The following is a 13,403-nucleotide window of genomic DNA, read 5'->3' as shown; positions in this document are numbered from 1 at the left end:
GGGGAGGGTGAGGGCTTGTTCGAAGGCGGTGTAGGCGTCTTCGCTGAACAGGACGAAGCGGGCGTCGATCACCTTGGTGGGGGTGGTGCGGACGGTGCCGACGGCGATGCGCGCGGCGTCGTCCATGGGCCAGCCGTAAACGCCGGCCGACACCGCCGGAAATGCGATCGACTCGACGCCGAGGTGGTCGGCGACGCGCAGCGATTCGCGGTAGCAGGACGCGAGCTGGGCGCTGCGGTCCTCCGATGCGGAGTAGACCGGCCCGACCGTGTGGATCACCCATTCGGCGGGCAGCCGGCCGGCCGTCGTCGCGACCGCCTGACCGGTCGGCAGGCCGCCGCCATAGTGCGATGCGCGCAGTTTGCGGCATTCACCCAAGATCTCCGGACCGCCTTTGCGATGAATCGCGCCGTCCACTCCGCCACCGCCGAGCAGGGACGAGTTCGCCGCGTTCACCACCGCGTCGACCTGCTGCTCGGTGATGTCGCCCCGGACGAGAGTGATCTTCATGCCCGCCGTTCCTCCGCTGTGGCCGAACCCCGTCAAGAGAGAAGAATTCTCTTCCGGAGCCATCGTGAAACGCGTTCGGGCGGTTCCCGGCGGTACGCTCATGGCGGACGAGTCTCCAGGGGAGGTGCGGCCCGTCCGATGTCGTCCGGCCGAAGCGGGGGCACCATGCGAAGGCCGGGCGCGACCCACATTGAAAGAGTGAATGCCTATCCTGCCGTCGAGACGACCACAAAGGCGTGAAAGTCGTGGAGGTACCCCCTTGAAGATCTTCCTCGCCGGAGCGACCGGAGTCATCGGTCGCCGGCTGATCCCGCTGCTCACCCTGGCGGGCCACGAGGTCGCGGGGACGACACGCCGCCCCGGTCGTGCCGCGGCGCTCCGCGACCTCGGAGCCGAGCCGGTCGTCGTGGACGCCTTCGACGCCGCCGCCCTGCGCAAGGCCGTGGCGGCCGCGCGGCCGGACGCGATCGTCCACCAGCTCACCGATCTCAGCGACGAGGACTTCGAGGCCAACTCGCGGCTGCGGATCAAGGGCACCCGCAACCTCGTCGAGGCCGCGCTGTCCGCCGGCGTCCAGACCATGGTCGCGCAGAGCGTCGCCTGGCTGTACCTGCCCGGGGACGCGCCGGCCGTCGAGACCGACCCGCTCGACACGGCGCTGCCGCCCTACGAGGGCGTCGCGGCGCTCGAAGACGCCCTCGCCGACATGCCCCGCGGGGTCGTGCTGCGGTACGGCGCGCTCTACGGGCCCGGTACGTGGTACGCGCCGGACGGCGCGATCGCCGAGCGGGTCCGGGCCGGCAGCCTGCGCCAGGCGCCGTCGTGGACGTCGTTCGTGCACGTCGACGACGCGGCGTCGGCCGCGCTGGCGGCGCTGGACTGGCCGGCGGGCGCGGTCAACGTCGTCGACGACGAGCCCGCGACGACGGCCGACTGGCTGCCGGTCTACAGCGCGGCCCTCGGCGCCCCGACGCCGGGCAGCGCCGGCAAGCACGCCGCCACGACGGGCCGCCCGGTGTCGAACGCCAAGGCACTCGACCTCGGCTGGAAGCCGCAGTACGCCTCCTGGCGCACGGGGTTCTCCCAGATGGAGGGTTCCGCGGCGATGAACGGCGTCCGGTCGGACTGACGTCCCCGAGGGGGCCGGTCAGCCGAACTGGAAGGACCGCTTCGCCAGGCCGAACCAGTAGCCGTCGATGACCGACCGCCGTGCCGAGGGGTTGTCGGCGTCCGCGCCGAGCGCCATGAACAGCGGCGCGAAGTGCTCCGTCCGCGGGTGGGCGACCCGGGCCGCCGGCGCCTTGTCCCGGAAGTCGAGCACGGTGTCGATGTCGCCGCCCTCCACGGCCCGCTGCGCCCAGTCGTCGAACTCCTCCGACCAGGCCGGCGGCTCCGCGTCCGGCCGGGGGCGCATCTCCCGCAGGTTGTGCGTCGTGAAACCGCTTCCGACGATGAGCACGCCCTTGTCGCGCAGCGGCGCGAGGCTCCGCCCGATCTCGAAGAGCCGCGCGGGCTCCAGCGTGGGCATGGACATCTGCAGCACGGGGACGTCGGCGTCCGGATACATCTCGACCAGCGGCACGTAGGCGCCGTGGTCGAGCCCCCGCTTCTCGTCCTGGTGGACGCCGGGAATGAGTTTGCGCACGTCATCGGCCAGCTCCGGCGCGCCAGGGGCGTCGTACCGGACGCTGTAGTAGTGCTCCGGGAAACCCCAGAAATCGTAGACCAGCGGCACCTGCCGGGTGGCGCCGATGCTCAGCGGCGCCTCCTCCCAGTGCGCGGACACCATCAGGATCGCCTTCGGTTTCGGCATCTCCGCGGACCAGCGGGCGAGCTCGCCGGTCCACACGGGGTCGTCGGCGAGCGGCGGCGCGCCGTGGCTGAGGTAGAGAACGGGCATTCGGGTCATGTCATCCCCCTTTACTCACCACCCAAGGTAACCGCTACTAGTTTAACTTTCAAGTTTTGAAGATTCAATCTTCCGGGTAGGCTGGGGGCCATGAGGGAACCACGGTGGCTCGACGCCGAAGAACAGGAGACCTGGCGTGCCTTCCTGTGGACGTCGCGCCTGCTCAACGAGGCCCTCGACCGGCAGCTCCAGCGCGAGTCGGGGATGCCGCACGCGTACTACATGATCCTCGCGATGCTGTCGGAGTCCCCCGGCCGCGCGCTGACCATGAGCGAACTCGCCGAGGTCGTCCACTCCTCGCCGAGCCGGCTGTCGCACGCCGTCAACCGGCTGGAGGAGTCCGGCTGGGTCCGCCGCACCAAGCACGCCACCGACCGCCGCGCCACGATCGCCCAGCTGACCGACGAGGGCTACGCCGTCCTAGTAGAAGCCGCCCCCGGCCATGTCGACGAGGTCAGGCGCCGGCTGTTCGACCCGCTCACGCGCGAGCAGATGCTGGAGTTCCGCGAGACCCTCCACACCCTGCTGGAGGCGCTCGACCCCGACCACGAGGCCCCCTGCGCCCCGGACCCCGGCTGACCCGGCGCTACCTGGACGCCTCCTGAGGGGCGAGGAACTCGACTTCGTGAGACGCCGCGTCGGGGTCGGTGGCGGCGAGCAGACGCTTCCCCTCCTCCTCCAGGGCGGTCCGGGCCGTTGACGGGATAGGGGTGAACGGGGTGAGGCGCAGTGTGGCCCCGCCCCGCTTGCCGCCCTGCTTGCCGCCCCGCTTCTCGATCTTCCACATGCCGTGGACGAAGCCGTCCACGATGAACGTCGCCCGGATGATCCCGTTGACGGTGAAGACGCGCCGGCGGTGCTCCTCGGTGATGATCCGGGTGCGGTCGGCGTGCGACAGCAGGAGGTTGTCGAAGTCGGGCACGAACCGCGCGGGGGCCGGCGTGCCGGGATCGGGACGCGGCGCCTCCGGGACGTCGTACAGTGTGCGGCCCTGCTCGTCCTGGAACACCAGCAGCCGGGGGCGGAGCCGCTCGACCACCTCGCCGAGCCGCCGCAGGCCGGACCAATGCTGGACGTCCCGCACGCTCGCCGGGCCGAACGCCGCGAGGTAGCGCAGGACGACCTCGTCCAGGGACGCCTCGGGCTCCGGAGAGCCGCCCAGCCACGCGTCGAGCGTCGTATGCCGAGCCAGGCCCGACGCGCCCCAGATGCCGCGCGGCGGGACCTGGACGAGCGGCACGCCGCAGCGGACCGCCCAGCCGAGCAGCGCCGCGTCCTCGCCGGGCCAGCGTTCGGCCAGGAGTGCCCGCACCTCCTTGTCGGTGCGCGGCTCGTCCTCCAGGTAGGCGCGGGCCGTGGCGAAGACGGCTTCGAGGTCGACGTGGGCTAGGTCGCCGGCCCTGGTCTTGAGATAGTCGTCCTGGATGACCTGGGTCAGCGGGCGCAGCGCGCGGGCGTCGCGGGCGCTGACCAGGTGCAGCGTCCCGCGCATCAGCACGATGCGGGCCGCCCGGCGGGTGGTCATCAGCTCGCCGGCCTCGGCGAAGGAGAACCCGTCGAGCCGGCTCCACAGCCCGATGTACGGTGGGTTCGGGGCCTGGGACTGCATGCCGACCAGGTGCTCGATCGCGTCCAGCGGCGGCGATGCGTGCCGTTCCAGGAGCATCTGCCGCGCGAGCAGCGCCCGGTTGAGTGCCCGCCGGGTCAGGACGGGGGCATCCGCGTCAGTCGTCATAGCGTCCCCGCAGTTCGTTCCAGGTCGGGGCCGGGCCCGGGAGCTTTCCGGCGTCCGTGCGGCGCAGCCCGTCCAGGAGCAGGGCGAGATACCGGTGCTGGAGCCGGTTCCTGCGCTCGTCGTCGCCGATCCGGATGCCGTGCAGGTGCTCCAGGATCACCGAGACGTCGCCCACCTCGACATCGGGACGCAGCGCCCCCGCCTCCCTGGTGCGTTCCAGCAGCCGCTCGGTCGCGTGGTGGATCTCGCGGCCCTTGCGGCTCATCGCCTCGGTGACCTCGAAGCCGCCCGCGTGCCGCATCGTCAGGGACCCGGCGCCGATGTCCAGGCAGCGGCGCATGAACGCGGCGAACACCTCCCAGGGGTCGCCCTCGTCCGCCAGGGCGGCCTCCACCTGGGCGAGGTAGCGGTCCATGCCCTCGTCGGCGAGCTTCTGGAGCAGGTCCTCCTTGCTCTGGTAGCGGCGGTACAGCGCGCTGATGCCGACACCCGCCCGCTCGGCCACCGCCGCGATCGGCGCGCCCGGGTCGGCGGTGAACACCGCGCGCGCCGCCTCCCGGATGACTTCGTCGTTGCGCGCGGCCTGCGCTTTGCGCCCGTTCAGGGGCACCCGTCCCGTCGTCTCCACGACCCCGACCTTAGCGGAACAAAGAATTCCGTTCTAGTGCCCGGTGGCCGCGACCCTTGACTTCACGGGGAGCCGCATTCAGTATGAACATATGTTCATGAACAAGCGTTCATAAGGAGGAGACATGGCATCCGATAACCCGGAGATCGTCAACGTCGCGCAGTACGAGGCGTGGAACGGGTATGAGGGGCGGCACTGGGCCGACCACCACGACCGGTACGACGCGGGGAACGGCGGGTTCAACGAGTTCCTGCTGGAGGGGGCCGCGATCGGGCCGCGCGACCGCGTCCTCGACATCGGCTGCGGAAGCGGCCAGGTCACCCGGCTGGCCGCGGGACAGGCCAGGCTCGGCGGCGCGACCGGCGTGGACCTCTCCGCGCCGATGCTCGCCCGCGCGCGCTCCCTCGCCGCGGAGGAGGGCGTCGCGAACGTGACGTTCGAGCAGGGCGACGCGCAGGTCCACCCGTTCCCGGACGGCGCGTTCGACGTCGCGGTCAGCCGGTTCGGGGTGATGTTCTTCGCCGACCCGGTCGCCGCGTTCGGCAACATCCGGCGGGCGCTGCGCGAGGGCGGGCGGCTGGCGTTCGTGTCGATGGCGCCGATCGAGGAGAACGACCTCGGCAAGATCCTCGCCGCGCTCCCGCCGCTCGACCACGCCCCGATCGGGCACCACGGGCCGCTGTCGCTGTCGGACCCCGACCGCGTCCGCGAGGTGCTGGAGGGGGCCGGGTTCCGCGGGGTGACCTGCCGCAAGGTGACGGCCGAGCAGATCGAGGGACGGGACGCCCGGGACGCGGGCGAGTTCTTCGCCGGCTGGGGCCCGATCCGCTACAACTACGGCGAGAGCCCGGAACTGGTCGACACCATCACCGAGGCGATGCGCCCCTTCGAACGCGACGGCGCCGTCCGCCTGCGGAGCAACGCCTGGCTCGTCACCGCGCGGGCCTGAGGGGGCCGGCGTGATCCGCGGGTACGGTTCCGCGCGCGCTCACTACGATGCGGCGTGATGGCACCTCGAAAAGCGGCGGCGCTGCGCGCCGGCGACCGGTCGCTGCGCGAGCACCTGATCGTCACGGCCGAGCGGATGATCTCCGAGCGCGGGACGGCGGGACTCACCGTCCGGGCGATCGCCCGGGAGGCGGGGGTCGCCGACGGCGTCCTCTACAACCACTTCGCCGACAAGGAGGAACTGCTCGCCCACGCGCTGCGGGCGCGCGTCGAGGCCATCGGGCGCACGCTCCCGCCGCTGCCGGAGCCCGGTGACGCGACGGTCGAGGCGAACCTGCGCGTCTACGTCGAGCACGGGCTGCTCCTGCACGACGGGCTCCTGCCGGCGCTGGCCGGCCTCCTCGCGCAGCCGCGCGTCCTCGACCGGTTCACGGCGCTGAGCGGCGGCGGCGAGGACTGGCGCGACCGGCTCGCCGGCTACCTGCGGGCCGAGCGCGACCTCGGCCGCCTCGCATCCGGCGCGCGGGTCGAGGCGGCGACCGCCATGATCGTCGGGGTGTGCCACGAGGCCGTGCTGTCGGTGCTCCTCCAGGGCGAGGGGACCGCCCGGCGCACCTCCCCCGAGAAGGTCGACGACCTCGTCGCGACGGTCCTGGACGGCATCGCGCCGCGGTAGACGTCACGCGGTGGACGTCACGCGGTGGACGTCACGCGGTAGACGTCACGCGGTGGACGTCACGCAGTGCACGTCACGCGGTGGACGTCACATCGCCATCGCCGCCCTGACCTCGTCCAGGTTGCGGTCCGCGACGGCGTCTGCGCGGGCGTTGCCCTCGGCGAGGACGCTCCGCAGGTACGCCCGGTCGGCGGCGAGTTCGGCGCGGCGGGCGCGGATCGGGCGCAGGAACTCGTTGACGGAGTCCGTCAACGACCTTCGTGAGCGCGGCGGCGCCGCCGTCGCCGATCTCGGCGGCGACCGCGGCCGGCTCGCGGCCCTGGCAGAGTAGTGGCCGAGGTGGAGCGGGCCGGTGGGGCGGTCGCCGGTCAGGATCCGGAACGAGCGGGGATCGGCGCCGATGCGGTCGCTTCCAGATAATCCGGAACGAAACCATCTGGGTAACCTGGACGTATGACCGCGATGACCCCGCGCAGGTCACTGGAGCGCGCCGGCCCGGACCTGTCCTTCCTGCTCGACCACACCAGCCACGTGCTGCGCAGCCAGATGACGGCGGCGCTCGCCGAGATCGGGCTGACGCCGCGGATGCACTGCGTCCTCGTGCACGCGCTCGAGGAGGAGCGCACCCAGATCCAGCTCGCCGAGATCGGCGACATGGACAAGACGACCATGGTGGTGACGGTGGACGCCCTGGAGAAGGCCGGGCTCGCCGAGCGCCGGCCGTCGTCCACGGACCGGCGGGCCCGGATCATCGCCGTCACCGAGGAGGGAGCGCGGGTCGCCGCGCGGAGCCAGCAGATCGCGGACGGCGTCCACGAGGCCGCTCTCGGTTCCCTTCCGGCGGCGGACCGCGAGGTCTTCCTGCGGGCACTGAACACCCTGGTCACCGGGCATCTGGCCACCCCGGCGGAGAACCCGCATCCGGTGCGGCGGGCACGCGAACGCCAAAAGTAGTTCCGTTAGGGATCGTCTGCAACAGAACTATCTGTTACGGTTTTTCCTGTGTCCACGAACCAGGGAAAGACGAACCAGGGAAAGACCTCGCGGCTGCGCTCCCGCTGGACCGCGCTCGCCGTCCTGTCCACGACGATGCTCATGGCGATCCTCGACGGCAGCATCGTGACCGTCGCGGCGCCCGCCATCCGGCACGACCTCGGCTTCTCCCCCGCCGGGCTCAGCTGGATCATGAACGCCTACCTGATCCCCCTCGGCGGCCTGCTGCTCCTCGCCGGGCGGCTCGGCGACCTCGTCGGCCGCCGGACGCTGTTCCTCACCGGGACCGCGCTGTTCACCGCCGCCTCCGCGCTCGCGGGCGCGGCGACCACGGCCGGGCTGCTGATCGCCGCCCGGTTCCTGCAGGGCGTCGGCGGCGCGCTCGCCACCGCGGTCGTCCTCGGCATCCTCGTGACGCTGTTCCCCGACGCCCGCGAACGCGCCAGGGCCATCGGGATCTTCAGCTTCACCGGCGCCGCCGGCGCGTCCATCGGGCAGGTGCTCGGCGGGGTGCTCACCGACGCGCTGGGCTGGCACTGGATCTTCTTCATCAACCTGCCGATCGGGCTCGCCACGATCCTGCTGGCCCTCCCGGCGCTGCCGCGCGACCGCGGCATCGGCCTGGCCGCGGGCGCCGACCTCGCCGGGGCGTTCCTCGTCACGTCCGGGCTGATGCTCGGGATCTACACGGTCGTCAAGGTCGAGCAGCACGGCTGGACGTCCGCGCGCACCCTCGGCCTCGGCGCGGTGTCGCTCGTCCTGCTCGCCGGGTTCGTCGCCCGGCAGGCCACCGCCGCGACCCCGTTGATGCCGCTGCGGATCCTGCGCTCCCGCAACGTGGCGGGCGCCTACGCCGTCCAGCTGCTCACGCTGTCGGCGATGTTCTCGTTCCAGGTCATCGTGGCCCTCTACATGCAGGGAGTTCTCGGGTACGGGGCGCTCGACACCGGCCTCGCGATGCTCCCGGCGGCCGTGGCGATCGGCGCGGTGTCGCTGTTCGTCTCGGCGCGGCTGGCGAACCGGTTCGGGGAGCGCCTCGTGCTGGTCGCCGGGCTGGTGCTGCTGACCGGCGCGATGCTCCTGCTCACGACCGTCCCGGTGGACGCGGACTACGTCACCGACCTGCTCCCGGTGTTCGTGCTGGTCGCCGGTGCGGGGCTCGTCCTGCCGTCGCTCACCGCGCTCGGCATGTCCGGCGCCCGCCCGGACGACGCGGGGCTCGCCTCGGGGCTGTTCAACACCGTCCAGCAGGTCGGGATGGCCCTCGGCGTCGCGGTGCTGACCACCCTCGCCGCCTCCCGCGTCGAGCACCTGCGGGCGGCCGGGCTCGGCGAGGCCGCCGCGCTCACCGGCGGCTACCGGCTGGCGTTCGGCATCTCGGCGGGCCTGCTCGTCGCCGCCCTCGCGGTCTCACTCGTCGTCCTGCGCAACCCGAGACCGCCGGCGGCCACCGCGACGGCGCCCGCCGAGCCCGTCCCGACGACCGCCTGACCGACGACCGCCTGACTGACGACGGCCTGACCGACGACCGCCTGACTAGTGCGGGAGGACGAGCAGGAAGAGAGGCAGGCCGGCGATGATCGGGACGGCGGCGGTCGCGGCGACGCGGGCCGGGCGGGACAGCGGATCGGGCTCCAGCAGCCGGTTCACCCGCGCCATCACCGGGATCCTGCCGTGCGCGGCCACCCCGAGCGTCCCGGACGGGGCGGCGGCCGGGCGGGCGGCGGCGAACCGCAGCAGCGCGGTCGCCAGGTCGCGCGGCGGGCGGCCCGCGCGGGCCCGGTCGTCGGCGGCCATCTCGATCAGCAGCTCCACCGCGTCCAGGCACCGCGAGACCAGCCCGAACTGCGGGAACACCTGCCGCAGCGACGTGAAGGGCAGCAGCACCAGGTCGTGGCGCTCGCGCGCGTGGGCGCGCTCGTGCGCGAGCACCGCGGCCAGCTCCCCGCGGTCGAGCAGCGCGAGCGTCCCGGCGCTGACGACGACCTTGGACGAGCGGACCCCCGGCACGCAGTACGCGGCGGCGCCGGGGTGGTCGACGACGAGCGTGCCGGGCACGGCCGAGTCGCGGCGCGACACCAGCGCGAGCAGCGCCCGGTGCCGCCGCCGGTCCCGGACGACCTGCACCACGGCGTACATCAGCATGACCAGCAGGACGCCGGTGAGGCTGACGGCGGCGAGCAGCGCGGCCACCTCCACGGCGCCCAGCCGGGCGGCCTGGTCGGCGTACATGCCGGGCAGCCCGCCGAGGACGCCGCTCCGGTAGGGCAGCAGCGCGAGCCCGAGCAGCGCGCCGATCGTGGCGATGCCCCAGCACAGCCCGAGGGCCTGCCAGAGCGCGATGCCGGTGCGCGGCGTCCGCCACGTCCACCGGGCCCGGGACAGCAGGTGCGCCCCGCCGACGGTCCCCAGGGAGATCACTGCGAGCAGGGCGGTTCCGGTCATGCCGGTGGTTCCTTGCTCATGAGACCGGCCAGGGTCTCGCGGATGACGCCGATCTCGTCCTCCGACACGGACCGGACGAAGTGCGCGAGCGCCGCGTCCCGGTCGCCCGTCTCGTTCAGGGCGCCCAGCATCAGCTCGGTCACGTAGCCCTCCCGGCTGGCCACCGGCCGGTACCGCCAGGCACGGCCGTCGCGCTCGCGCGCGAGGAAGCCTTTCTTGGCGAGCCTGTCCAGCACCGTCATGACGGTTGTGTGCGCGAGGTCGCGGTCGTTCGCGAGGGCGCGGCTCACGTCACGGGCGGTCGCGGCCTGGCCACCGGCGTCCTCCCGCGCCCAGAGGACCTCCATGACCGTGCGTTCAAGCTCTCCCAGACCCTTCACGCCATCCAGGCTAACCGACCCCCGCGGGGATCACCACGTCAGGTAGTACTACCGCCCGTAGGAGGCCGCACGAGCCCCATCTCGTACGCGAAGATCACGAGCTGGACGCGGTCGCGTGCATCGAGCTTGGCCAGCAGCCGGGCCACGTGCGCCTTCGCCGTCGCCACGCTGATGAACAGCTCCGCGGCGATCTCGTGGTTGGTCCGGCCGCGCCCCACGAGCGTCAGCACCTCCCGCTCCCGCTCGGTGATGCCGTCGGCCGGACGCGGGGCGCTCGCGGGCTCGGGACGGGCGGCGAACTCCGCGATCAGCCGCCGGGTGACGCGCGGCGCGATCAACGCCTCCCCGCCCGCGACGACCCGGATCGCCGCGAGGATCTCCTCCAGCGCCATGTCCTTCACCAGGAACCCGCTGGCACCGGCGCGCAGCGACCCGTAGACGTACTCGTCGTCGTCGAAGGTGGTCAGCATCAGCACCCGGGCCGTCACGCGGGCCGCCGTGATCCGCCGGGTGGCCTCGATGCCGTCCATGTCGGGCATGCGGATGTCCATGACGACCACGTCGGGCTCGACGTCCTCCACCAGCCGGACGGCCTCCGCGCCCGTCCCGGCCTCTCCGACGATCTCCAAGTCCGGAGTGTCGGCGACCAGCACCCGCAGTCCGGCCCTGATCAGCGGCTGATCGTCCGCCAGGACGACCCGGACCGTCATCGCACGCTCGCCGGCAGCGGGAGCCGCGCCGCCACCCGGAACCCGCCCCCGGGACGCGGCCCGGCGGTGAGGTCGCCGCGCAGCAGCCCGACCCGCTCGCGCATCCCGACGATGCCGTAGCCGACGCCGAGGACGCCGCCGCGCCCGTCGTCGTCGACCTCGATGGACAGCTCTCCGTCCCCGTACCGGATGGTGACCCTGCAGGCGTCCGTGCCCGCGTGCCGGACGACGTTCGTCACCGCCTCCTGCACGATCCGGTAAGCGGACAGGTCGACGTCCGGCGGCAGCGGCCTCAGCTCGCCCTTGACACGGAGATCGACCCGCACCCCGGCGTCCTTGGTCGCCTCCGCCAGCCGGTCCAGGTCGCCCAGCCCGGGGGCCGGACCGAGCGGTGCGGCGCCCGCGTCGTCCCTGCGGAGCGCGGTCAGCATTCTCCGCAGCCCCGCGAGGGTCTCCCGGCTCGTGACCTCGATGGCGTTCAGCGCGTTGCGCGCCTCCCCCGGCTGGGTGTCGATGACCCGCCCGCCGACGCCCGCCTGGATCGCGATGATGCCGATGCTGTGCGCCACCATGTCGTGCAACTCCCGCGCGATCCGGAGCCGCTCCTCGGCGACCGCCTGCGCCGTGGCCTGCTCCCGCAGCACCGCGGCGTGCGCACGCCGCCCCCGGACCGAGTTCCCCACCATCCAGGCGACGGCCATCGCCAGAACCACGGTCAAGATCAGGGTGTCGATCGTCGCCGAGATGTTCGCGGACAGGAACGCGAGGACGGAAAGCGTCTGCAGAGCGAGCGTCACGACGGCGATAGGGACCGAGATCCGGCGGCGGCGACTCGCCGCGATGTAGCCGACACCGAGATCGGTGATCAGGACCAGCAGGCCCGCGATGAGTCCGTTCTGCATCTGCACGAGGGCGAGGATCCAGGCGAAGAGCAGTATCCCGTGGGCGGACAGCGGGTGCCGCAGGAGGAGAGCCCCGGTCATCACCGTGAGCACCGCCGACGCGAGGACTTCGATGGCGACGAAGCCGCTCGTCCCCTTCATCACCGTCGCGAAGAGGACGAACGGGTAGACGACGGCCGCGAACCACAGCACGGCCGTCCACGCGACGCGGCGCACTCGGCTCAGCGGCAAGGCGGACATGCGCCGATCGTAACCGCCGCCCCCTTACCGGCACATTGGCCTGCGAGCGTAATCCCGTGGGCTACAAGCGCCTTTCGTTGATATGTCCGGTGGCCCGATGCCCGCCAAGCGTGATCGAAGCCACCGTTGTTCGCATGAAGCGCTGGCTGACGTTCGCCCTGGCAATCGAAGTCCTCGCCATCGTGGCCTTCTCTCTCACTTACGACTCACTGGACTTCCGCATCTACCGGCTGGGCGGGAACGCCGTGACGGACGGCACACGCCTCTACGACGAGCAGCTCGCCGCCCACTGGTTCACGAACACGCCGTTCATGGCCGCGCTGTTCACCCCCCTTGCCGTCCTGCCACTCACTCTCGCCCGCCTGATGTGGCAACTCGCTTCACTGGCCGCTTTCACTTGGGCTTGCGCGACGACCCTGAAAATGGCCGGCCACCCCGTTTCCCTGAAGGTCGCGGTAGCCGGTGGACTGCTGCTGGGGCCGGTATGGCATTCGTTCTTCCAGGGCCAGGTCAACCTGTTCCTGCTCGCCCTCGTCCTCGCCGACCTGCACCGGGTCGCCCAGGGCCGCCCCGCGGGCATCGCCATCGGCATCGCGACGGCGATCAAGCTGACCCCGGGCATCTTCATCGTCCTTCTCCTCGCGACCAGGCGGAGGAAGGACGCCTTCACTGCCTCGGTCTCCTTCGCCGTCTGCACCCTCCTCGCGTACGCCATCGCACCGGAGGCGTCCCGCCATTACTGGCTCGACACCTTTTACGACACGTCCCGCGTCGGCGTCCCGTACATCAGCAACCAGTCCCCTCTCGGCGCACTCACCCGAATCCTTAGAGGCACGGCTGATGTCGGTGACTGGTACATCGCCATCCCACTGACCATCGGAATCACCGGGCTCTTCATAGCGGCCGCCTGGGCGAGGCGCGGCGACTGGCTGACCGCCATAGCGGTGACCGGCGTGACCGGCCTTCTGGTGTCCCCCATTTCATGGGCGCACCACTGGGTGTGGGCCATCCCGGCCCTGGCCGTGCTCATTCGCGACAACGACCGGACCATTGCGATCTGCGGCTACATCCTGTTCGCCCTGGCCCCCATGTGGTGGACGCCGTACATCCCCGAACCGCTGCGCTTCGGCTGGCACCTGCTCCTGCTGCCCGTCGCCAACTGCTACCTCCTGGCCGGCCTGTTCTTTCTGGGTCTCATGGCCGTCCGGCTGCGTCAGGGCGTTTCCACGATCACGAAGGACGCGAGCACCCGCCGCAGCCAGCCGCCGCGGGGGCGCCGTTCGATGCGCCTCGCCCGCACCGGCGGACGGGAGGCTCGGGCCGGCGG

The 13,403-nt window shown here is 72.0% G+C and carries 16 protein-coding genes; 7 read left to right on the top strand and 9 right to left on the bottom strand.

The annotated features are described in order from the left end of the window. Positions 1–510 (bottom strand): O-acetyl-ADP-ribose deacetylase (locus tag E1200_RS23365; RefSeq protein ID WP_131954208.1); only part of this gene is annotated, 510 nt, incomplete at its 3' end. A gap of 259 nt (positions 511–769) precedes the next feature. On the opposite strand from E1200_RS23365, the gene E1200_RS23360 reads away from it, so the two are divergent. After that, entirely contained in the window at positions 770–1,639 is an 870-nt protein-coding gene (locus tag E1200_RS23360) for an NAD(P)-dependent oxidoreductase (protein ID WP_131954207.1), read from the top strand. 18 nt (positions 1,640–1,657) lie between these two features. Here E1200_RS23360 and E1200_RS23355 read toward each other — a convergent pair whose 3' ends face one another. Next, positions 1,658–2,419: a class III extradiol ring-cleavage dioxygenase gene (locus E1200_RS23355; protein ID WP_347813234.1), complete on the bottom strand. Its 762-nt coding sequence runs from the start codon at positions 2,417–2,419 to the stop codon at positions 1,658–1,660. A 90-nt stretch (positions 2,420–2,509) separates the two neighbouring features. Here E1200_RS23355 and E1200_RS23350 point away from each other — a divergent pair, with 90 nt between their 5' ends. Further along, positions 2,510–2,998 carry a MarR family transcriptional regulator gene (locus E1200_RS23350; protein ID WP_131954206.1) on the top strand — a complete coding sequence of 163 codons (489 nt, stop codon included), beginning with the start codon at positions 2,510–2,512 and terminating at the stop codon, positions 2,996–2,998. Positions 2,999–3,005: 7 nt separating this feature from the next. On the opposite strand, the gene E1200_RS23345 is transcribed toward E1200_RS23350, so the two are convergent. Beyond that, positions 3,006–4,154, bottom strand: coding sequence for a winged helix DNA-binding domain-containing protein (locus tag E1200_RS23345; RefSeq protein ID WP_131954205.1), 1,149 nt, complete (start codon positions 4,152–4,154; stop codon positions 3,006–3,008). After that, the gene (locus E1200_RS23340) at positions 4,144–4,782 is read right to left on the bottom strand and encodes a TetR/AcrR family transcriptional regulator (RefSeq protein ID WP_243708771.1); all 639 of its coding nucleotides are present in this window, start codon (positions 4,780–4,782) and stop codon (positions 4,144–4,146) included. Before E1200_RS23340 ends, E1200_RS23345 begins: the two co-directional genes overlap by 11 nt. Before the next feature lie 124 nt (positions 4,783–4,906). On the opposite strand from E1200_RS23340, the gene E1200_RS23335 reads away from it, so the two are divergent. Then, positions 4,907–5,731 (top strand): class I SAM-dependent methyltransferase, encoded by an 825-nt coding sequence (locus tag E1200_RS23335; protein ID WP_131954204.1) that lies wholly within the window; start codon positions 4,907–4,909, stop codon positions 5,729–5,731. A gap of 57 nt (positions 5,732–5,788) precedes the next feature. Next, complete coding sequence (locus E1200_RS23330; RefSeq protein ID WP_131954203.1) at positions 5,789–6,406, top strand: TetR/AcrR family transcriptional regulator; 618 nt, start codon at positions 5,789–5,791, stop codon at positions 6,404–6,406. 87 nt (positions 6,407–6,493) lie between these two features. Here E1200_RS23330 and E1200_RS33910 read toward each other — a convergent pair whose 3' ends face one another. Continuing rightward, on the bottom strand, positions 6,494–6,658 hold the full coding sequence (locus E1200_RS33910) for a hypothetical protein (protein ID WP_165950431.1): 165 nt from the start codon (positions 6,656–6,658) through the stop codon (positions 6,494–6,496). A 201-nt stretch (positions 6,659–6,859) separates the two neighbouring features. Between E1200_RS33910 and E1200_RS23325 the strand changes: the two genes are divergently transcribed. Both E1200_RS23325 and E1200_RS23320 read left to right on the top strand, forming a co-directional pair. Next, positions 6,860–7,360, top strand: a complete 501-nt coding sequence (locus E1200_RS23325) for a MarR family winged helix-turn-helix transcriptional regulator (protein WP_131954202.1) — start codon at positions 6,860–6,862, stop codon at positions 7,358–7,360. 48 nt (positions 7,361–7,408) lie between these two features. Next, complete coding sequence (locus E1200_RS23320; protein ID WP_243708770.1) at positions 7,409–8,890, top strand: MFS transporter; 1,482 nt, start codon at positions 7,409–7,411, stop codon at positions 8,888–8,890. Positions 8,891–8,935: 45 nt separating this feature from the next. Here the strand turns inward: E1200_RS23320 and E1200_RS23315 are convergent, their stop codons facing one another. The 4 genes from E1200_RS23315 to E1200_RS23300 are packed head-to-tail and all read right to left on the bottom strand — an operon-like array spanning position 8,936 to position 12,076. After that, positions 8,936–9,844 carry a M56 family metallopeptidase gene (locus E1200_RS23315; protein WP_131954201.1) on the bottom strand — a complete coding sequence of 303 codons (909 nt, stop codon included), beginning with the start codon at positions 9,842–9,844 and terminating at the stop codon, positions 8,936–8,938. Then, positions 9,841–10,224, bottom strand: coding sequence for a BlaI/MecI/CopY family transcriptional regulator (locus E1200_RS23310; protein ID WP_131954200.1), 384 nt, complete (start codon positions 10,222–10,224; stop codon positions 9,841–9,843). The genes E1200_RS23315 and E1200_RS23310 overlap by 4 nt, the downstream gene beginning before the upstream one ends. 38 nt (positions 10,225–10,262) lie before the next feature. After that, the gene (locus E1200_RS23305) at positions 10,263–10,934 is read right to left on the bottom strand and encodes a response regulator transcription factor (RefSeq protein ID WP_131954199.1); all 672 of its coding nucleotides are present in this window, start codon (positions 10,932–10,934) and stop codon (positions 10,263–10,265) included. Then, a complete protein-coding gene (locus tag E1200_RS23300; protein ID WP_131954198.1) occupies positions 10,931–12,076 on the bottom strand; it encodes a sensor histidine kinase in 1,146 nt (381 codons plus the stop codon). Before E1200_RS23300 ends, E1200_RS23305 begins: the two co-directional genes overlap by 4 nt. A 134-nt stretch (positions 12,077–12,210) precedes the next feature. Between E1200_RS23300 and E1200_RS23295 the strand changes: the two genes are divergently transcribed. Continuing rightward, positions 12,211–13,403 (top strand): glycosyltransferase 87 family protein (locus E1200_RS23295; RefSeq protein WP_131954197.1); only part of this gene is annotated, 1,193 nt, incomplete at its 3' end.

Origin of the sequence: Actinomadura sp. GC306, from assembly GCF_004348665.1 — a bacterium.
In the GTDB taxonomy this organism is placed as follows: Bacteria; Actinomycetota; Actinomycetes; order Streptosporangiales; family Streptosporangiaceae; genus Spirillospora.
This window is presented reverse-complemented; position numbering and strand designations above follow the sequence as displayed.